At 43.3% G+C, this 21,468-nt stretch carries 16 protein-coding genes; 3 read left to right on the top strand and 13 right to left on the bottom strand.

Features of this window, described 5'->3' with window-relative positions; all coding sequences use genetic code 11:
• Positions 1-174 precede the first annotated feature (174 nt).
• Positions 175-1,467, top strand: a complete 1,293-nt coding sequence (locus tag BUC07_RS01395; protein ID WP_073164458.1) for a serine hydrolase domain-containing protein — start codon at positions 175-177, stop codon at positions 1,465-1,467.
• Between the two features lie 10 nt (positions 1,468-1,477).
• Complete coding sequence (gene deoC / locus BUC07_RS01400; RefSeq protein ID WP_083578053.1) at positions 1,478-2,191, top strand: deoxyribose-phosphate aldolase; 714 nt, start codon at positions 1,478-1,480, stop codon at positions 2,189-2,191.
• A gap of 17 nt (positions 2,192-2,208) precedes the next feature.
• On the opposite strand, the gene BUC07_RS01405 is transcribed toward deoC, so the two are convergent.
• The 11 genes from BUC07_RS01405 to BUC07_RS01460 all read right to left on the bottom strand — a co-directional run bounded on the left by BUC07_RS01405 (position 2,209) and on the right by BUC07_RS01460 (position 17,002).
• On the bottom strand, positions 2,209-2,772 hold the full coding sequence (locus tag BUC07_RS01405) for a DUF4256 domain-containing protein (RefSeq protein WP_073164464.1): 564 nt from the start codon (positions 2,770-2,772) through the stop codon (positions 2,209-2,211).
• A gap of 68 nt (positions 2,773-2,840) precedes the next feature.
• Positions 2,841-3,275 (bottom strand): VOC family protein, encoded by a 435-nt coding sequence (locus BUC07_RS01410; RefSeq protein WP_073164467.1) that lies wholly within the window; start codon positions 3,273-3,275, stop codon positions 2,841-2,843.
• Between the two features lie 195 nt (positions 3,276-3,470).
• Complete coding sequence (locus tag BUC07_RS01415; RefSeq protein WP_073164470.1) at positions 3,471-5,042, bottom strand: TlpA family protein disulfide reductase; 1,572 nt, start codon at positions 5,040-5,042, stop codon at positions 3,471-3,473.
• A gap of 54 nt (positions 5,043-5,096) precedes the next feature.
• Complete coding sequence (locus BUC07_RS01420) at positions 5,097-5,393, bottom strand: hypothetical protein (protein WP_139279434.1); 297 nt, start codon at positions 5,391-5,393, stop codon at positions 5,097-5,099.
• Positions 5,394-5,558: 165 nt separating this feature from the next.
• Complete coding sequence (locus BUC07_RS01425; protein ID WP_073164476.1) at positions 5,559-7,076, bottom strand: TlpA family protein disulfide reductase; 1,518 nt, start codon at positions 7,074-7,076, stop codon at positions 5,559-5,561.
• Positions 7,077-7,804: 728 nt separating this feature from the next.
• Complete coding sequence (locus BUC07_RS01435) at positions 7,805-8,896, bottom strand: PHP domain-containing protein (RefSeq protein WP_073164482.1); 1,092 nt, start codon at positions 8,894-8,896, stop codon at positions 7,805-7,807.
• A gap of 238 nt (positions 8,897-9,134) precedes the next feature.
• On the bottom strand, positions 9,135-10,046 hold the full coding sequence (locus tag BUC07_RS01440; protein WP_175552441.1) for an endonuclease/exonuclease/phosphatase family protein: 912 nt from the start codon (positions 10,044-10,046) through the stop codon (positions 9,135-9,137).
• 7 nt (positions 10,047-10,053) lie between these two features.
• Positions 10,054-10,926, bottom strand: coding sequence for a metallophosphoesterase family protein (locus tag BUC07_RS01445; RefSeq protein ID WP_073164485.1), 873 nt, complete (start codon positions 10,924-10,926; stop codon positions 10,054-10,056).
• Positions 10,927-11,008: 82 nt separating this feature from the next.
• Positions 11,009-11,779, bottom strand: a complete 771-nt coding sequence (locus BUC07_RS01450) for a DUF5018-related domain-containing protein (RefSeq protein ID WP_139279435.1) — start codon at positions 11,777-11,779, stop codon at positions 11,009-11,011.
• A 28-nt stretch (positions 11,780-11,807) separates the two neighbouring features.
• Positions 11,808-13,619, bottom strand: a complete 1,812-nt coding sequence (locus BUC07_RS01455) for a RagB/SusD family nutrient uptake outer membrane protein (RefSeq protein ID WP_073164492.1) — start codon at positions 13,617-13,619, stop codon at positions 11,808-11,810.
• Between the two features lie 119 nt (positions 13,620-13,738).
• Positions 13,739-17,002 (bottom strand): SusC/RagA family TonB-linked outer membrane protein, encoded by a 3,264-nt coding sequence (locus BUC07_RS01460; protein WP_083578038.1) that lies wholly within the window; start codon positions 17,000-17,002, stop codon positions 13,739-13,741.
• 551 nt (positions 17,003-17,553) lie between these two features.
• On the opposite strand from BUC07_RS01460, the gene BUC07_RS01465 reads away from it, so the two are divergent.
• Entirely contained in the window at positions 17,554-18,147 is a 594-nt protein-coding gene (locus BUC07_RS01465; RefSeq protein ID WP_073164494.1) for a TetR family transcriptional regulator C-terminal domain-containing protein, read from the top strand.
• 74 nt (positions 18,148-18,221) lie between these two features.
• Here BUC07_RS01465 and BUC07_RS01470 read toward each other — a convergent pair whose 3' ends face one another.
• Together BUC07_RS01470 and betA are read right to left on the bottom strand one after the other, a co-directional pair.
• Positions 18,222-19,826: a high affinity choline transporter 1 gene (locus BUC07_RS01470; protein ID WP_073164497.1), complete on the bottom strand. Its 1,605-nt coding sequence runs from the start codon at positions 19,824-19,826 to the stop codon at positions 18,222-18,224.
• Between the two features lie 23 nt (positions 19,827-19,849).
• Positions 19,850-21,460: a choline dehydrogenase gene (gene betA / locus BUC07_RS01475; protein WP_073164500.1), complete on the bottom strand. Its 1,611-nt coding sequence runs from the start codon at positions 21,458-21,460 to the stop codon at positions 19,850-19,852.
• Positions 21,461-21,468 lie beyond the last annotated feature (8 nt).

The following is a 21,468-nucleotide window of genomic DNA, read 5'->3' on the forward strand; positions in this document are numbered from 1 at the left end:
AGATTATCAAAAAGCACTCAAAAAAGCATTTTCACTAAAGGAACATGTTGTCATTGAGACGTTTGTCGATGTTGGGGGATATGATGGACTCCTTCTTCAGAACAATAAATAATACAAACTGAAGGAAATATTGTATTTTTACATAATAACTTTTGAATTTTTAAAGACTAAATCATGAAACGGATACTCTTTATTTCTATGCTGTTTTTCATTGCAACAGCAGTTTCTTCCCAGACTAAATCGGTACAGGTTTCGCAGGTGTTGACCGAAGCAGAGCCGGTAAGTGTTGGAATGTCGCCGGAACGCCTTGCACGCATCGACAAAATGTGTCAGCAAGCAGTGACTGAAGGAAACCTACCAGGGATTGTTTCGCTGGTAGCGCGGAACGGCAAAATTGTGCACTGGAAAGCGTATGGCATGGCCAATAATCAGCAAGGCCGCGAACTGAAAAGGGACGATATTTTCCGCATTGCCTCGCAATCCAAAGCGATCACTTCCACGGCAGTGATGATGCTTTGGGAACAGGGAAAATTTCAGCTGGATGATCCGATCTCAAAGTACATTCCCGAATTTAAAAACCAGCAGGTACTCAAAACGTTTAGCTACAGCGACACCAGCTGGACCGGCGAGCCGGTGAAACGCGAGATTACCATCCGTCACCTGCTCACCCATACCTCGGGACTGGGCTATGGAATAATTGACGGCGATGAACGCTTTAAAATGCTTTACCAAAAAGCCGGCGTAACTGACCTGTTTACTACTAAAAACATTACCATTGAAGAGAGTGTGAAGAAACTGGCCAAACTGCCGCTTCATCATCAGCCGGGTGAAAAATATACGTACAGCGAGGGACTCGATGTTCTCGGTTATTTTATTGAAGTGGTTTCGGGAATGCCGTTCGATGAGTTTTTGAAAACGCACATTTTCGATCCGCTGGGAATGGACGACACCCGTTTTTATCTGCCGGAAAGCAAAGCGGACAGACTGGTGGCCGTTCAGCACAAAAAAGACGGGAAATGGCAAAAGTACCCGGTTACTTTTTACGATACTGACTACCCTGTTAAAGGGGCAAAAACATTTTTCTCGGGCGGAGCCGGACTTTCGAGCACCGCAAAAGATTATGCCACGTTTCTGCAAATGTACCTGAATGGAGGTGAATACAACGGAGTGCGCCTGCTGAGCCGCACTACGGTAAATACCATCATGGCCAACCAGACAGGAGATTTATTCAGCGGAACTGAAGAGCATTACGGGCTGGCGTTTGGTGTGCTTACAACCGAAGCTGTGGCAAAAGGCGGACTGGGAAGCGAAGGCACTTTCGACTGGGGCGGTTATTTCAACACGCAGTATTTTGCCGACCCTGCTGAGAATGTAATCGGTATTATAATGAAACAAACCCAGGGGCCGGTTAACGATGACACCGGCTGGAAATTCCGGCAGATGATATTTCCGGCAATTGATGACTAAAAATAAGAAAATGGATAAAGTAAAAGAACTCGCGAAAATGATTGACCACTCCATTCTTCATCCCACAATGACCGATGAGGATTTAAAACGGGAGTGCGAAGTGGCCAAAAAATACGATGTAGCTTCGGTGTGTGTAAAACCGTACGCCGTAAAACAGGCGGTTCAGCTTTTAAAAGGAACGGATGTTTTGGTGGGGTGTGTAATCGGTTTTCCGGCAGGGAATTCAGCCATTCCGGTAAAAGTGTTTGAAACGGAAAATGCCTGTAACGACGGCGCCGTGGAGATTGACATGGTCATTAACATTGGCAAAGCGCTGCAGGGCGACTGGGATTACATTGAAAAAGAGATTGGCGCGGTGACCCAAAAATGCCACGAGAGCGGTGCCATTGTGAAGGTGATTTTTGAAACCGATTACGTGACCCAAAAAGAGGATATTGTAAAACTGTGTGAAATTTGCACCCGCGTGGGTGCCGATTATGTGAAAACTTCCACCGGCTTTGGGTTTGTGAAAGGCGACGACGGGAAATATGCCTACACCGGCGCCACCATTCCCAATCTCGAACTGATGAAAAAAAGTGTGGGGCCCGGCGTAAAAGTGAAAGCTGCCGGCGGCGTGCGCTCACTCGACGGACTGTTGGCCGTGCAAAAGGCAGGTTGCTCACGATGTGGTGCCACGGCAACAGTAAAAATCCTGGAAGACGCCAAAAAACGGTTGGGGCAGTAAACGGAGGATCCGGGGTGTCAGACTTTCAGGCAGCCGCGAAATCCCCTGGCGGCATAATACGACTCAGCGCCGTTGTGGTAAATAAACACTTTTCCGAAGCGCCGGTCGCCAAAAAGTGCACCTCCCCGCTCCCTGATTTCGGGTGGTGTGACTACCCAGCTGGATGTTTTGGTGTCGAATTCCCCCAATTGCTGCAATTCACGGTACTGCTCTTCTGTTAAGAGTTCAATGCCCATTTCCTGCGCCATGCCAACCGCACTATTTTTGGGTTTGAATTTTTTCCTCGATTCAAGAGCTTCCGGATCGTAACAAACACTTCTGCGCCCTTTGGGACTTTCCGCCGAGCAGTCATAAAAAATGAATTCGCTGGTTTTTGTGTCATAACCAATCACATCCGGTTCACCACCTGTTTCTTCCATTTCGTTGAGCGACCAAAGTTTCTCAGGGAGATTTTCAAGTTTGGTTTGAACTTCCGCCCAGTTGATGTTTTGGTGCCGGTGCCTGTTTTTTTCAAAACGGGTTTGCAGGGTTTTCAGCAGTTTTTCGCCCTCTTCCTGCGAGAGATGCTTATTATTCTTCATATCAGCAATGCGTTAAAGTTCATGAACTATTAACCGTGCTGAAATTCTATTGTTTAACGAGGGTGCCATTAACCGGTCCCGCGTTCTTCAAAAACAATTTCGTACTTAATTCCTTCGGTGTCTTTGAAAAACAGGGCATAATAACTTTCGCCATGCTGGGGATAAAACTTTGGCGGGTCAACAATAGTTGCACCGGTGGCTTTAATCTGCGGGTAGAGCCTGTCAACCGCTTCGCGTGATTCAGCTTTGAATGCAAGGTGATGTAACGCCCCCGGTTTTCTCCGGTGAATGATATCATTTTTAAACGCCTTTCTTGGCGAGTTAATCCCAAAAATCAACAGCGGATGAAAGTATTCCACCACATCAAATTCATGGGCTTGCACTGTTCCTTTCGACTTTTTGGCAAGGTCGAACCCTAAAACAGGCATTAGCTTGTCATAGAATGCTTCAGCTATTTCCAGGTTTTTTACCGTTATCTGTATGTGGTCGATTATTGGTTTCATAGTTTTTTAAAGATGTGCTCCGCCGGGTTTAATGGCTCAATTGAACAAAACCCATATTGCCGGAGCTTAATTTTGCATAAAGTTATGAATTGGTTGAACTCATTTTATTTTTTAATAATATTTCGATTTTATCTTCCACAATATAAGGCCTTAAATGAGAACCGTTTTCTGTAATAGTGCCTTGTTTTATTGAATCTAACTTTTTTGTGCAGTTATGCCCTGTTTCTGTTGTTTTAGCAGGTTCTCTATTTTTGTTTTAATTAAGCTCTCTCCAGGTCGCAACCGGGAGCCTTTATCTACAATATTTCCTTGTTGATCAAATAAAATGTATTGAGGAACTCCACTCATTTCAAATAATTCATAAATGAACCGACTTTGATCCGGTGTCGCTAAATAATGACTTCCTTCAATTTCCAGTTCACTAATTAATGCTTTCCATCTGTCCTCATTTGAATCAGTGCAGAGGTAAACAAAATCAACTTTGTCACTATTTATTTCATTCATTAATTTCTTTGAATTTGGCATCTCTTTTCGGCATGGACTGCACCATGTTGCCCAGATATCCATATATATTATTTTCCCTTGATGCTCTTGTGTTATTTTACTGATTAGTTGTTCAGCGGGTGTGTTTCTTGCTGACTTTAATAATGTGTTTTCATTCTGCTGAGGACACTCAAAATACTTCCTTGTCTCTAAATATTTATTAATTAAAGGTTCTCGTAAGAAAGGTTGGTGGACAATTTTATTAAAAAGTGAATACTGCTTTTCAAATTCAGCAATTTCTCTTCTGTCAAGGCAATCAAATAAGCATCTGGCAATTAATATTTCTTTTAAAAATTTATCCTTGGTTATATCATTTATTACTTCAATTTCTTGCGCTGTTGAACTCCCAAAATATGTGTTGTCTTTTCCTTCCAGTAAATAGCCAATAAAACTACTGGTGGAATATTTCTTTGAAAAGGCATTAATTCTACCAAACCTGTACCTGCTTATAAAATCGACAAATTTTGAATTGTGCAAATATTCATGAGAGACCTCAATGTTCATGAAATCATAAAAAGAGGAGGGAACAACTGTATCTTTATCAAGTTCATTAAACCTGGCGTGGTTTTGTGGGTACCGGGCAAGCCAATTGTAATATTCAAAGTCAACGTCGTTTTTTATCCATTCTTTTAATTCATTGGAAATGCCTTGTTGAATAAATTCATTGGCAACTTCTTTCCTGGCAGTTCTCAAACTATCTGGTATGGCAATGAAATCAGTTGGATATTTCTCTTTTTCATATTGGCGATATTGTTGTAAGGGGATGGATATTTTAGAGATTTCGGAATGGAAGGCAATCAATTTTGAGTTTTCAACTGCTGCACTACCCGAAAACTGAATGGTTTTTGCTAATTTATCTTTGTCTGACATCTTGTCTGCATCAAATACAATATGGATGCTGTCATTGGGATGAACGATTAGTGGAAAAGAATTATTAACATATTTGACTAATACATCTTTTGAATTATACAGGTTCAGCTTCATTTGAAAATCACCTGAACTATCCACCAGACTTGATTGGGATTTTTGATCGCCTGATAAAATATCGTTCTCATAAACAGTAATGGTATTATTCTCCGGCGTTGGATTTAAAATTTTTCCAGTTATAAAAACTGATTCAGTAGTAAGTTGCACTGGTTTTAAACCTTCTACTTTTGAGTTGCATGAAACTAGGAATAAAATCAGAGTAAAAATCAGGGCAGGAAATTTAATGGAGTTATTCATTTCGGTCTAATGTTTTATGGTTCATATTGCTTTTATTACCATGTTTTATTTTCATCATAGGTAGGTATTAATTGAGTGATAAAGCGGGATATCAAACTTAAAAGTATCCTTTTCATTTATTTCTGTTTTAAACACATGAGGATAATCAATTGTAATATCGTCAACTTCAAGATTAATTACTTTTGGAGCTTCAGTGAATTCTTTAAAATTTACGATATGTCCCATTAATACAGATCGTTGCCCGACTTCAGGATAAAATTTTCCTGTTTTGGAGAAAATACCCTGGGATTTTGACTCAAAGCTGAACAAAAGTATAGACGAGAGAATTAATGTGAAGAGTACTTTTTTCATGCTTGTTTTTGCTTTTTCATAGTAACGTTCAAATACAAATTTTTCGTAGCGGAATTCGAAGTGTGTTCCTTTCCGGTAGTACACAAAAAGCGATGCGAGAATCCAAAGTTGGCGAACCGCACCGACCCCGCTCTGAAATATGTACTGGGTTAGGCATTCGTATTTTTATTCTTTCAATAATTTCACAATCTTTTTCTCCACATTATTTGGTCTTAAATGAGAGCCTTTTTCTATAATAATTCCCTTTTTATCAATTAGAAAATAATGAGGAATACCACTAACCTCGAAAATTTTTCGAATATCCGTACTTTGTTCCTTTGTTAAAAAATAATGTTGACCAGTTAGTTGCAATTCTGCAAGTGATGCCTTCCAGAGTTTTTCCTCAGAATCAAGACACATATAAACAAAAGCAACATCTTTCCCTTCCATTTTTTTCCTTAATTCTTTTGAATTTGGCATTTCTGATATGCAGGGTGCACACCAAGTTGCCCAACAGTCAAGATATATAACCTTACCCTTGTTTGTTGTAATAATACTATCCATAATTTGCTTTGCTGATGAATCAGCAATCTTTTTCAACATGGCTTCTGATGCTATCTGAGGATTGTCTAATCGCTCTTTTATTATATTGTACTGTTCAAGCAAAGGTTCTATTAGAAAGGATTCCTTGATATTTGATTCAATTACCTTTCGGTATTTTTCAAAAAGTCTAATGTCCGACTTTTCGAAATTTTGCCTTATTAACTCAGTTAATACCATTTGTTTTAAAAGAGAGTCTGGTGTATGTTTAATGACACCATACACTATTAATGAATCTATAACATTACCTGGTCCTGCAATAAAACCATCGTTTGTTTTATACTTTTGATTTTCTTCATCTTCCCATAAATTATTTCTCACATAATCATAATGAAACCGATTGATAAAATTTGATAAAGCATAACCACTAATAAACATTGATTCTGATATAGGTATTCGCTTTTTTAGGTTATCATAGTAAGAGATTGGAACGGACCAGTCTTTGTTTGTAAGCTTGTTGGCCCTTTTATGTTTTGCCGGATAAAAGGCTAAGGCATCAAAGTAATCTTCGTCAAGATAAGTTTTTGCCCAAATTTCTGTTTCCTTGTTCGGGTTAACATCAGATACAAATTGATTATATAATTTATCCCTTACATTTTGCAGAGAATCTAAGTAGCTTATATACTCATCCTTGCCTAATTCTTTCACCGCTTTTGCTTTTGCATCCCAATCGTAATACATGGGATTTGAGAAATACATCAATTGAAATTTTGCGGCATTTTGATTCTGTGATGCTGCATCTCCGCTAAAATTTATTGATTTTAATAGCTCAGGACGTTGTTGTGGATTTCCATTAAATTCAACATAGATACTATCTCCAGGATGTGTTAAAACTAAAAAATTCGTTTTATACAAAACCCATACATCAGTAGGCGTGTAACTTTCAAAAGAAGCAGTAAAATATCCAATACTGTCTATTTCTTCATGTATTTGTAATGAACCTAATCCCAGACGATTCACGCTTAAATGTACATTTGGATTTTCAGGATTGAAGTTTAATATTTTCCCGGAAATAATTACTTGTTCAGGGACTTTATAATTGTTTTTTGTAGTACAAGAAATTGCTGTTATAATTACTAAAAGAAAATGGAGTATTTTTTTCATGCTTGTAATAGTTAGTTCTTAGTTTTTCAAAATGAGCTATATACATAAAAGGTGAATAATACATTCTCTATGCGTATGTATTGTTCATCTTTTGTAACATTTATATTACTGTAGAAAATACGGGTTGGTTTTCGTTTTGCATACACGGTTGTTTAACAAAAATCTAAAGGTAGCGGGTTTGTTTTTGATTTGCAAGGCGTTGGACGAAAAAAGTTGCTGTGTTTCTCAGTGCATGTTGGGGGGCGGAAATAAATCAGCGACGCAGGCAGTACCGGGCGGTGAATTGCTGGTTGGGAGAAATCAGGCCGGCAGCAGGGAAGAAAAGGTCTGTTTGCCGGCATTTCACCTGCTGACTTTTCAGCCAGCTGGTGAATAAAACTGTATTACTTTAATCGTTATTCGCGATATAACCAGAAATCCAACACCCGGTCAAAATATTGCCAGCTAAAGCAGTGGCTTTGTCTGGAGCTCGTCCCCCTTTAATTGTATTTTTTGCCATGAAAATAAATTGATGCCAATTAAAGGGGGAATTAAAGGGGGATTGAGAACAAAAGTTTTCACAACTCAAAAATTCTGAATCCCCCTTTGGTATAAAACATCGGTATTCCAAATGTAAAATCTCAATCAAAGGGGGACTCACTCCGATGAGCTGCATTCTGTACCTCAATGAATTGCAGCTAAATGCATTATTTGTTTGACGACTGCTCAGTAATTTTTAAAGGAATCAATTATTCCTTCACTTCCAGCTCCACCATCAAATTCGAAGTTTTGCCGGTGTACAAGTTGGTTGCCGCGTAGGGCAGAACGGCTTTTCCGTTTTTCAGGTTGCACTGTGCAATAACCGAACTGCGCGGTGCGATTTCAATTTTTCCGGGTGCCCCGTTGGTCGGGTCTTCGTTTTCAAGAATGAAAGTCAGATTGGTGGGATTACTGATTTCAAAATGTGCCGTCCCGTTTTCCACGTTAAAAGGTTGATGAACGGTAACCGATGCATTGAAGAGCTCTGAAAGTAACGCTTCCGGACCGGCCATTTCGTCGGTAAAAAAAGCGACGGTGCGTTTGGCAAAAAGTGCTTCTTTCAGTGCCCCAAGGCTTCTGTCTTTGGCAAAAACCAGTGTCATGGGGCGGCGGTGGTTTTCCAGGTCGAAACGGTACGCACTGGCCATGTGCACATCACTGTTGCCGAGGTAAGCCAGGTTCTTTTCGTTGCACCACTCAAAAGCAACGGGGTAGTATTCATCCCAGTTGAACACTTCGACTCCGTGCAGCCAGCCGTTTTGGTAAATTTCCTCGTGCACATCCCACCACTTGTTGGTGTCGGGTTGCTGCGCCTGCCAGCCGGGGTGGTTCCAGAAAACAAATGCTCCCTGTTTGTTGGCTTCTTCAATGGCATCCATGTAATCGGGGACATCGAGTTTGGTCACATCGTCAACAAACAGCGCGTTTAGGTGCCCGGGCGGCATGCCACGTGAAATTTCACCGGCTTTTACCAACAGGATGTTGCGTTTTTTGGCTTCGGGAAGGGCAATTTCGTAGGATGAATTCTGATCGCCGCCCACGTATTTTTTGCCCGGTTGGTTTTCAATGTGGTCGGTCAGGGCAATGGCATCCAGTCCTTCGTAATACGCTTCCTGCACGCGTACCGTGGGCCACACGTCGCCATCAGAAAAAATGGTGTGCATGTGAAAATCGCATTTTAGCGTTTCATACCCCTGAATGTCAGGTATCCGGATTTCCTGGCGTTTCATATGCCGCAGCATTTCGGGCTTTTTCACTACGTTGTGGTTTTGTGCTATTCCGGTCTGGGTGATTATTATCATTAGTAATGCAATTGCAAATTTTTTTTTTCATGGTGCTGTTTTTACGTGAAAGTATTGTATTCAAAATTAATTGTTGCTGTCATTTCGACGACGCAGGAGGAGAAATCTCTTTTTGTAGGAGCAGATTTCTCATCTTCGTGCCTCAGATTCGAAATGACAGTAACATTAAGTGTGTCATCTTCTCATTATGCCTGATAAAATTAGGTGAACACTCGAAATGACAAATTCATTCGATCGCTTACTCGTTATTTGTTGAATAAGAAGCAATTACTGCATAATGATCCGATTCGTAGCCCGGAATTTTTACGGCGCTGTCGTTTTCAGGTCTTCCCACACGTTTTACCGAGTTCAGAGCCCAGTTTGCAGGCATGGCCTGGTAAACAATATCGATGCGGTCGTACACTTCATTTTCTGAAAGGTTGGTGGTCCAGGTGATACCGTTTTTGGCCACTTCATCCGGATAGGCTTCACGGTAGGCATCTTCCATGCCGGTGTCAACCACTGCTTTTGAAACGGGCCACTCCACTGCCATTGAAAAATGCATGTCGTTTTCTGCTGCTTTTTCAGTCCAGTCGAGGTGCGACGGCTCGTTGTAGTCGCCGGTTAAGAATACCGGAACGCCTGCGTTCATAAGGCTGTCGATTTGTTCAAGCACCGGGTTGATTTCGGGAAGCCGGGTGTTTCCTGCTGCAGTTTCTGCATCCGCTGCTGTTTCAATTTTGCCGTCGCGAATGTCGTACGGCTCATAAGGATAAGCCGAAAGGTGAACTGAAAAAACGGCTATCTCATCGCCGTTGGGCAGTTCCACCATCACGCCGTTTTCAAATTCTTTCCCGATGGGGAAGCGGCTTAAAATTCCCGTGTCGTTGTCGCTCAGGTTTCCGGCGGCTTTGCTGAATGCGTGAAAATAGTACCCCAGCGAGTCGGCTGTTTCTTCAATACGTTCGTCGCTTGCTTCCTGCAACCCGGTAATGTCGGCACCGGTTTCGGCAATGGTTTTTATGGTCGATTCCACACTGGTGCTGTACAGCACGTTAAACGACATCACCGTAAAGGAAACTGTTTCTTTTTCTTCTGCGCCTTGATTTTTGGGGCTGTTCCCGCAACTCCACAAAAGTGCGAGTAGTAATATAAATCCAATATTTTTCATCTTAGTATTATTTAATTTCCCATCCGTAATCCACATATTTCCAGCTGAAGTCGTCGCCGTCGATGTCAATTTTCAGGTAGCCTTCTTCTGTTCCGTGGTAGGGGCCGCCCCACCAGTTGGCAGAAACTGCACCGGCTGTGATAAACTGGACGTCTTTCACTTTAATTTCTTCGTAAAGGTGCATGTGCCCCTGCAATACCAGTTTCAGGTTTTTGTCTTCGAACATGTCCCAGATTTCTTTGAAATTGGTGAACGTATCTTTTGGTGTGTATTCGCCATGCAATGCGGGATAGTAAACCGACAGGAACGGCACATGGGCCGACACGATAATGGGTGTTCCGGCATCCACTTTGGCCAAATCGGCTGCCAGCCACTGCTTTTGTTCGTCGCCCACACAATAATAGCCATCGCAGATTTGGGCTGAATTGAGCACGATAAAATGCCAGCCTTTGTGGTCGAACGAGTAGTAACTTTCGTGAAGGTATTTTTCAAAAAGGCCTTCGTTGTAAAGCGGATCATCTTCCCCGGTTGCCCAAAAACGGTCGTGGTTGCCAATGGTGGGGTAAAATGGGATTCCGGCGGCGTCGATTTTTCCGGCGTATTTTTCATAGAGGTCATGGGCAGGTTGCTCACTGTCCATCCCATCGATGTCCACATTATCGCCGCCCGTCATTATAAAATCTGCATTTTCCGCTTTTGCATTGGCAACTGCTTTTTCGAATCCCTCAAAACAGTTGTTGTTGTTGCCGTTGTTTAAGTGAATGTCAGTGAGGTATGCAAAGCTGAAATTGGAGGTGTTTTCATCCTGTGGTCCCGGTGCTCCGGCTTGCGAACAGGAAAAAAACAGAAGTATGGTAAGTGTAAAGAATATGTGTTTCATGATATTTTATTTTGATTGATGTTACAAAAAAGCAGAGAGCCCGGCCACGCCGGACCCTCAAACTTAACTTAATATACGAAAATTACTCATTGCCACTGCTAATTGTGAAATCATATGTACCGCCACCAATATCATATCCGCTGAATTCGAAACTTAAATGCAGCTCATCAGATGTGGCATTGTAAGTTCCGGCCTCTCCTGCATGGAAGGTCATGTCATCGCCGTAAGATGTTACATTTACATCATTTAAAAGCTTTACACTTCCTGTAAAAGTATCCATATCGATTTCGCCAAGCTGAAGTTCGAAAAGAGCCGGTGCCGAGGCATCTGCCCAAAAATTAAACGCAATGTTGATGCGGTGGCAGTCGTCGTCAATTTTTTCTCCAGTAGCTGTTGCCGGGCTGTAGCTCGGATAAATTTCATCCACACAGGTTATGTCGCCCACCCACCTGTCGGCAAGGCAGCCTACCGGGGGGACGTAATAGTCGAGAACAATGGTCCAGTCGGCAGTATTTCCCGACGGAGCCGTAACCTGGTAATTGCGTGGCGATGAAAAATCACCGTAAACACCCAATCGGGGTGCATCGCCAAGCGGTTCGATGGTGCAACCTGCCTCGAGGTTCGCGTTCAGGTACACATTACTGAAATCAACTGATTTGTCTTTCACCCAAACTGTGTCGATTCGGGCTTCGGGATAAATGGCATTCTCCTGGGCAACTTTCCCGTTTTCATTACCTACCAGTACCTCCTTAATTCCAGGATTGTCGGGTAGTTCGCCCACTTCTTCAAAAGTGGGTACGCAGCTTACTGCCAGGACACTAATCAATATAAATAAACGATTTAATATTTTCATTTTTTACTATTTTTCAGGTTAATGAATTTTACTCCCAGCCAAAAATCTGGGTAAGATTTGGATTAACTGTTGTGTGGGTTTGCGGAATCGGACGGTAATAATATTTTGGAGTAACAAATGATCCCCTGTCCTTAATTGATTCCATAAAACCTTCATTGTCGCCGCTGATATAGAAAGAGGCATCACTGTCCTGAGGACCAACGCGGTAATATATTAATGTTTCACCCAGCTCGTTGGTTTCTTTGTCGCCGGCGCCCGGTATCGATTCGCCCAGGTCGAGCAGTACGATGTCTTCAATGCCATCGCCGGTAAGGTCGTGTTTTCCCAACCCGGAAAAGTAAATTCCTTTGGGTTCTTTTTCCAGCACTTTTCCTGCTTCCCAGCGCATGATGTCGTCAAAACGGTAGCCTTCCAGTGCCAGTTCAACCCGGCGCTCGCGGCGTATTTCGAGCAGTTCATTTTTTTGAGAAGTAGTGATATTCGGATAACGTGCTTCCTGGATTGGATCCACCGGCGGGTCCATGGTCATGTGTGGCATTCCGGCGCGGTCGCGGAGTGCGTTAATTGTAATGTCCAGGTCGTCCTGTGTAAGTTCACCCAGTTCAGCCCTGGCTTCAGCGTAAATCAGGAGTGTTTCGGCAAAGCGCAACACCGGAAAATCCACCCCGTTCTGAACTGTTTGTTCGGTATTATTGATAAAACCTTTAATCTGGTGATAGCCGGTAAAGTTTTTCTGCAGCTGCTGCACGTAAATGCCGCCACCCTGAGAGTAAGTAGCTGTATTCACCAGTTCATATCCCGGGTAGGCATAAGTTTGCATCAGCCTGGGGTCGCGGTTTTCAAACTCTTCCACAAAAGGTTTTGTTTCGTAATCAGGCTGCGAGGTGTAAAAAGAGCCATCAGTCATCAGGTACGATTGCAACAAATCTTTCGACGGGCTAACCTCATAGTTACCGAACATCCATTCCCACCAGCCGCTGTTTTTCACCTGGTCTTCGTGAATGTTGGCAAAAATAATTTCAGGGTTTGACGTTAAATCCTGGCTGTTAAACAACGAGCCATAGTCCGAGTCCGGGTTTCCGGTATTGTGAATGCTGAACCCACCGTTGTCCATGATTTCTTTTGCCGCATCGCGGGCAATTTGCAGGTAGGTGTCGGCACTGCCCTGCAGTTCCAGTTCAGCATGATATTTTCTGAAAGTTCCCTCATACAGTGCGTGGCGCGCTTTGTATGCCAGCACAACCCATTTGTTTACTGCTCCGGTGGGCTGGTCGGCTTTTACGTGGTTGCTGGCAAATTCGTAATCTTCAAATATTTTTTGCACCACAAAATCACGCGGGTCACGGCCCTTAAACAGCAGTTCTTCATCCGATGAGCCAATTACCTGGTCGTACCAGGGGACATCGGAAAAGCGTTGCACTTTGTCCATGTAAAAACGGGCGCGGAAGAAACGAGCTAATCCTTCGTAATGCGCTGCGAGATCTTCAGGGAGCCCCGCTTTTTCAAAGTTTTCAAGAAAAAGATTGATGTTACGCAATGTACTCCAGTTCCAACCTCCGCTAATTGTGGCCGATGACGGATTGCTGCTGAGCATAATGTTTTTCATTTCCGTGCTCCCGGTATTGGCTGCATTGTCGGTTGTGTTGTACCCGTCATCGCCATATTCATTAACTCCCGGAAAACTGTAAAGGTTATAAATAAACATTTTCAGGTCCTCTTCGCTCTGAAAGAAGTTTTCGGTTCCGATAGATGTTTCGGGGAAACGATCCATATAATCATCGTTACATGCCGAAAGCAGCAAGATGAGTGTGATACTGAATAGTGAAACTATTTTTTTCATTGATATACTGTTTTTTATCGTATTAAAATTGTTTGTTATTATTGGTGAAAAATTTAACGAGCATGATTTATTCGATTTATTTTTTCTGCAATATTTCATCATCCATTTTTTTTAATTCGTTAAAAATCAATATTTACACCAAATGAATACCTTCTCTGGAAAGGATAAGCAGCTCCGTGCCCATCGTCGGTAACGGCTTCCGGATCGAAATAATCAGCTACTTCGGACCACTCGGCAATGTTTTCGCCGCTAACGAAGAAACGGACCCTGCTCATATTCCATTTCTGTGTTAATTCTCTGGGCAGAGTATAGCCAACAGTGATGTTTTTTATCCGGATGTAGGCGGCACTCAGCAGGTATCGGGTTTGTGGTGTAGCCATTCCTTTAGAGTCGTTCAGTCCTTCTCCCAGGTTGCGGTCGGCAAGCCACGACTGGAAAATGGGGTATTTGGCATCCAGGTTTTGGTGGGCAAGTCCTGCATCAATATAGGCTTGCGAATGTTTGGCCATGTCCACCTCGCTGTCGTCTGCCGGGCGATAAAAATCGAAGAGATGGCTGTACCCACCTTCGTAAGGCTGCTGGTAAAAGCCCCAGTACAAATAGTGGCGCGGGTAGTAATCTTTTTTGCCAATTCCCTGCACGAAAGTTCGTACGTCGAACCCGTTCCAGTCGAAGTTCAGGTTTAACCCGAAACGGAAGCGGGGAGAGGTATTCCCAATAATCACAGCATCTTTCGGGTCATCAACGGTATATCCTTTTTCAATGATGCCGTTGCCGTCCTGGTCGATGTATTTTGGCCACCCGGGAACAATTGAAAGTGCTCCCCAGGGAATGAGCTGGGTTTCATCCAGTGCCTGAATTTCTTCTTCTGTTTCAAAGAAACCATCGCTTTCGAGCCCCCACAATTCGCCAAATTCCCTGCCAATATAGTACTGACTCAGGTTTTTGTTGGGGTTGTCGAAGTCGGTAATCCACGCGCGGCTGTCGGATAAAATAAACCGTGTATTAAAATTGAAAAGTTCGCCTGCCAGGTTAAAACTGTTTTTATAAGAAAGTGTCAATTCCCAGCCGTTGGTTTGGAGGTCGGCAGCATTTTCATTGGGTTCGGCCGCTCCCAGCACATCGGGCAAATCTTTTCCCTGGGTTAACATGCCGGTGGTGTTACGCTGGTAAATATCGAAAGTGGCAGATATGCGGTCATCAAACATTCCCAGGTCGATACCGAAGTTGGTGGTTTGAACGGTTTCCCAGGTGTAATTGTCGGAAACGAGTTGTGGTGATGATACCCTTTGAGGTAGTTCTCCACCAACAATATAATTTGCTTCAGATGGATTCATCGTGGGTATATACCCGTAATAAACCGGATCACCATTTTCGTCATATACAAGTTGATTACCGAGTGTTCCGTAAGAACCTCTGAATTTGAGTGTGCTGATTACCGGTTTCAGGGGTTCCATGAAACTTTCGCGATCGACCTTCCAGGCAAGCGATGCCGAAGGAAAAAAGCCGAAACGTGTTTCTTTCGGGAATCTTGACGAACCATCATAGCGCCCGTTAAACTCAACGATGTATCTTTCTTTTAGAATATAATTCAACCGGTAGAAAGCACCGCGGATAGCCCAGTGGGTAATGCTTTCGTCCACATAGTCTTCGCCGGTGGCCAGGGCAATGGTGGGCAGCGAACCTGAAATTACATTGTCGCGCCGTGCTTCGAACCACTCTGAGCGGTTGTTTTCCTGGTTAAAACCTAAAAGTGCGGTAACATTATGGTCGCCAAATTCTTTGTTGAATGTACTGTAAATATTAAATACATTGTAGGTGTCGAAAGTGGCACTCCGGTATGCTTCGTTGGTCCCTTCTTCCCTGATATCCTCGGGCCCGTACCCAATATTGTATTTTGAATAGAACCAGCCGTAATTGCTGTTTCCTTTCCGGATGGTGTAATCGGAGTTAATTTTTAAAGTGCCTTCAAAAAAACGGGCTTCGGCAGTGAAGGTTGATTGCGTACTGTTGTAGCGGTTGTCCACGTCACCACCTTCGGTAAGCTGCGCGGCTTCAGTTCCTACTTCTGAATTGGCCCATGAGCCATCGGGGTTTTTATCCCAGGCAGTGGGTGCAATATTATACAAATCCCAGATATCGAGGTAGGAGGGTTCATTTCGCTCAGTCATCGTAAAAAGGGTGTTATTCCCGATAGTTAGCCATTTAAACGGGTCGTAATCTACTTTACTCCGGAGGCTGTACCTGTTAAACAGATCTTCTGCAATTGCCAACGCTCCGTTTTCATTATCGAAAGCACCCGATAAATAGAAGCGAACTTTTTCAGTTTTACCATCCATTTGGATGTTGTGTTTTTGCGAGAATGTGTAATCACTCAGGAAATAGGGTGTCCAGTCGCGGTTTCCCATATATTCCCACGAAGTTTCGTCGCGCGGATTAACCCGAACGCCTTCAGTTCCTTCAGGATTTTCGGAGCGATCTTTTGCCCATGCGTAGGTTTCGTCGGTGGGATTAAAATTATTCCATGGTGTGTTGTCGGTTGACAAATCCTGCAGACGCAAATATATATAAGGGTCGCTTGTTTTGTCGGGCAGAATGGTAGGTTTCGACCACGAAAGGTTGTTGTTGTAGCTGATGTTAACGCCCTCCTCGGTACCCGATTTTGTGGTGATGAGTACTACCCCAAAAGCCGCCCGGGCACCGTAAATAGCAGCCGAAGAGGCATCTTTCAATACCGAAATATCTGCCACATCTTCCGGGGTCAGCCGGTTGAGTTCCCATGCATCGGCCGGAACGCCATCGATAAGAATTAACGGTTCGCCCCCGTTAATCGAAGTCATCCCCCTGATGTTGATTCGCGCAGCCTGTCCGGGTTCTCCGCTCACAAAATCGATGTTGAGGTTGGGAGCAACTCCTTGCAATCCTTGTGCGATGTTAACAATAGGCCGGCTTTCCAGCTCTTTGGAGTCGATAGCATCAACAGCGCCAGATAAATTTACCTTTTTCTGGGTGCCATATCCAACTACTACTACTTCTCCAATGTCCGTCAATTCCTGCTCCAGGGATACATTGATTTCCGTACGGCCATTTACCGGAATTTCCTGTTCCTGCATACCGATAAATGAGTAAACCAGTGTGCCATCGGAAGGAGCACTTAGTACATATTCCCCATCAACATTGGTTACGGTACCGTGAGAAGTACCTTTTACAACAATCGATACTCCGGGAAGGGCAGCGCCATCGCTTGCCGAACTTACTTTGCCCTTAACCTCAATTTCCTGGGCCATCGAATACAATGGGAGAAACAAGGCTAAAAACAACATTGCAATTGTTAAGCTGTTCGCTTTTTTCGGGTTCTTTTTAAACTTGTAAATGATTTTCATAGAGTAAATTTTGGATTTAATATTCACTGATAAAATTGTTTTAATTAACACCGTTTTTGATTAAAAACAGATTAAAACATTGTAACATTTTTGTAAAAGATTGAATAAACATTCAAATAAATAAAATAATATAGTGATATACAAATAATTTAAATATTAATGAGTTATATTATTGTTTGATTAATTAATTATACAAACAATTAATATATACTTTTAGTTGAACATTTGCTTATGTGCAGCGTAAAACTTATATTTCCCCAATTTATCATAATTTAAAAATTCGAGATATGGTTCAATGGTTGGAAGTGTCTTATATTGAAGTAAAAAAGTCAAAATGAAGATAAGCATAATAAGATATTATTGTCTTTTGGGTCTGCAGGAGTTGCCATGCAAAAAAGTTTAATTTCTGGATGGCTGTAATTTGCTTATTTGTAACATGCAGAAAGGACTGAAAATGAACAATTAAAAAGATTTGTCAATTATTCAAAAAAAAGTGAATTAAAATTTTTATATTCGTCAATTAATTATAAATCTCCGGAATCATTAATGCTGTGGGACGGAAAAGTTTAAAAGAAACAAGGCAAAAAGAAATTGTAATTGCCTTTTACAAAGTAGCAAAAAAAGAAGGCTTAAAAAATGCCTCAATTGCAAAAGTTGCCGAGTGTTTGAAAGTTAATCCCAGTTTGATTATCCACTATTTCAAAACACGCAGGGAACTTATTAATTCGCTTGTTGATTTTATATTAAAGCGCTATCTGGAAATTTACAAGTTGGACGGCGGCATCGACTCCAAAGATAAGCTGCTGGCACTGATTGATCATCTGTTTTCGCGCAGCTGGCACCGGTTGTTTGACGATGGTGTGTTTTACAGCTGTTATGCAATGATTTACCGGAATCCGCCGGTAAAAGAAAAATATAAACTTTTACACGATTCATTGCTTGTGAAATTCAGGCAATCGCTTGAAGAGGCTCAAAATAAAAACATTATAGAAATTGATAACCTGGAAGAAACCGCTGAGGTTATTTTTTCAATGGTTGACGGTGCCTACTTTTCACTCGGTATGCTTTCCGATCAGGAAGAGCGTGATCGGAAAGCAGCAGTATATAAGCAATTTGTTAAGCGCATGCTGAAATTAGCCGACTGACCCTTGAATTTTACCGGTCCAGGGGGCATCCAATACCTAATTTCGAGCTTTTTCTGAAAAAATATTATCTGTATTTATTCCTTCCTCAGTGCCATTGGCGGTGAAACTTTCTGTGTCAGTCGCGATACTACAATTATGGTTATCAATCCGCTTGCCATAGCGAGTGTCCTGAAGGGGAACAACACCAATCCATCCTGAATCATTGGATATTTAATGATAATCGGAATTCCGAGCGTAGGATCACCTCCACCCATTCGTAAAATAAATGCCACAGCAAAACCGGCAAGGGAGCCAATGGCGTTGGCTTTTTTGTCGAACAGCGCTGTTACCAGCTGCGGGAACAGCAGCGTGTAAACAAAGTCGCTGCACAGAAACCACAAGGCATAAACGCTTTTGATTTTCAACGCCAAAATGGTTGCGGTTATTCCAATTATCCAAATGCTTTTCTTGATCACTTTCGTCAGGCTTTTGTTGTTGATGTTGGGTTTAATAAGCGGACGGTAAATGTTCCAGCTTGCCATTGATGAAGCCGAAAGAATGGATGAATCGACAGATGACATTACGGCAGCTGCAATGGCGCCCAATCCAACTGTGGCAAGAACGCCCGGTGTTAAATAGCGAATTACGTAGGGTAAAATCAATGCCGACTCGGAGGGTGCACTTTCCGCCCCCAGGGCTTCCCATGATGGAACAGCAGTGCCGATTACCCCAATCATAACAGCAGGGATGGCTGCCGCAAAACAAACAAATCCTGCAATAACAGATAACCTCACCGCTGTTTTAGGGTTTTTTGAGGAGAGGACACGCTGAAAGTAAACCTGCCAGGGAATGCCGCCAAAAACAAGGAGAAGCATATTGTCCCACCAGTTGGGGTAATAGTTGCCGAGCGCTTCACGTGATGGAAGCACAGACGCAAAATCGCCCATCTTTTCCTGATAAATTGACCATGCATTGTCCCATCCGCCAACACCTTTAAGGGCAAACGGAATAACAATTACAAGCCCTACCAGGAGGAAGAATAACTGAATTACATCGGTTAATGCCACAGCCCACAATCCGCCCACTGCGGTGTATGCAATGGCAATGAGTGAGGAAAGAATGATGGCCGTTTGGATGTCGAGTCCCAGGATGGTGGCAAATGTTGCCCCCAGGGCAGTGAGGATGGCAGCCGTCCAGAATATTTCGCCCAGTAGCGCCGGAAGAAAAAGTACTGCCGACATTTTGGTCCCAAAACGCTGTGCCAGCGGGTCGAGCATGGTTTTAAACCTGTAGGTGCGCATTTTGCGTGCAAAAAACAGCCCGCCGATAATTAGGCTTAAACTGTAGCCCCAGGGTGCCTGCACCCACATTAACCCGTAATTGGAATCGTGCGTGTATTCGGCTGCCCCGTTAATATAACCGCCGCCCACCCAGGTTGCACTCATGGTAAAGATTGCTATCCAAAGTGGGATATTTCGTCCGGCCAGCATCACTTCGGCAACCGAGCTTTCTTTTTTTAAATTGCCGGCGTAGGTTCCCATGAAAAAGATGATGGCATAAAACACAATCATGGAAATGTAGCCCGGCCAAAATACATTGGAATCGGTAAAATAATAGAGAATTATCCCTGTTACAGCTAATGCTGCAATTAAAATAAGAGTTGGTTTCAGATTTTTTAAAAGAGCGTATCCTGAATTCATGTAAAATGTTTCAGATGAATAATTTAATTTTCTGGTTTCAATGGTTTTTTTCCGGCGATGAGATCAGCCGCTTTTTCGGCTATCATTAAAACCGGGGCATAAATGTTTCCGTTGGTGATGTATGGCATTACCGAGGCATCTACAACACGGAGGTTTTCAACGCCATGGACCCGCAGCTGGTTGTCAACAACTGCCATGTCGTCGTAACCCATTTTGCAGGTGCAACTTGGGTGGTATGCACTTTCGCCTTCATGAGCAACCCACTTCAGAATTTCTTCATCGGTTTGCACACCTTTTCCGGGTTCCAGTTCTTCTCCCCGCAATTCTTCCATTGCTTTGGTCTCAATCAGCTGCCGGCTTTTTCTCACGGCTGCTATCCAGTTGCGACGTTCGTCGGGTGTTGAAAGATAATTAAACAGGATGCTCGGATATTCATACGGATTGGCCGATTTTATCTTCACGTGGCCCCGCACATCCGTATTCATTGGGCCAACATGAAGCTGAAATCCGTGGCCTTTTGTTGGCACTGTTCCGTCGTACCTGATAGCGAGGGGGAGGAAATGAAACTGAAGATTCGGGTATTTTTTGTCGTCGTGACTTTTGATAAATCCGCCGGCTTCAAAATGGTTGGTAGCACCCGGCCCTTTTCTTCTGAAAAGCCAGTTGAATCCAATAAACGGTGCTCTCCACGGATTAAGCGACGGGTATTCGCTGACGGGTTTTTTGCACCGCCACTGCACGTAAACCTCCAGGTGATCCTGCAGGTTTTCACCAACACCGGGCAGGTGGTGTACCGGATCGATTCCTGCCTTTTTTAACTCGTCGGCATTTCCAATACCCGACAATTGCAGCAGGGTGGGAGAGTTAATAGCTCCGCCGCAGCTGATCATCTCGCCACCGTAAACTTTTTTAATTTTTCCTTTGTGTTTAAACTCTACGCCAACCGCTTTTTTCCCTTCAAAAAGAATTTTGTGCACCATTGCCCCGGTGAGGATGGTGAGATTTTCTCTGTCTTTTACAGGGTGAATGTAGGCACGGGCAGCGCTCATGCGGCGGGCACGGTAAATGGTTTGGTCAAATTTACCAAAGCCTTCCTGCTGTTCGCCGTTTACATCGTCGGTTAACGGGTAGCCGGCTTCCTGAACAGAATTGAAAAAGGCTTTGAAAAGCGGGTTTTTATTTTCCGGGATCGAAAGTTTCATAGGGCCTTTGTCGCCGTGGTATTTGTCTGCCTTGGCCAAACGTCCCTCCAGCCGTCTGTAGTAGGGCAGGCAATGCGCATGATCCCAGTTTTCGAGCCCCTTTTCGCGGCCCCACTTATCGTAATCTTCTGCGTTTCCGCGAATCCAAATCATTCCGTTGATACTGCTTGACCCGCCCAGCAATTTTCCGCGTGGCTGTGCAATTTTCCGGTTATTCATGTGCGGTTCCGGATCCGATTCGTATGCCCAGTTGTAAAAGGTGCCGTTCAGCAAAAAGCTCAATGCAGCAGGCATGTGAATTCTGAAGTCTAACTTGTAATCGGGCCTTCCTGCTTCCAAAACCAATACTTTATTTGCGGGGTCGGCGCTGAGCCGGTTTGCGAGTACGGCTCCGGCAGTGCCGCCTCCAATAATAATGTAATTATAATTCATAAAAGAAA

It is taken from the genome of Tangfeifania diversioriginum (genome assembly GCF_900141875.1).
Taxonomy (GTDB): Bacteria; Bacteroidota; Bacteroidia; order Bacteroidales; family Prolixibacteraceae; genus Tangfeifania; species Tangfeifania diversioriginum.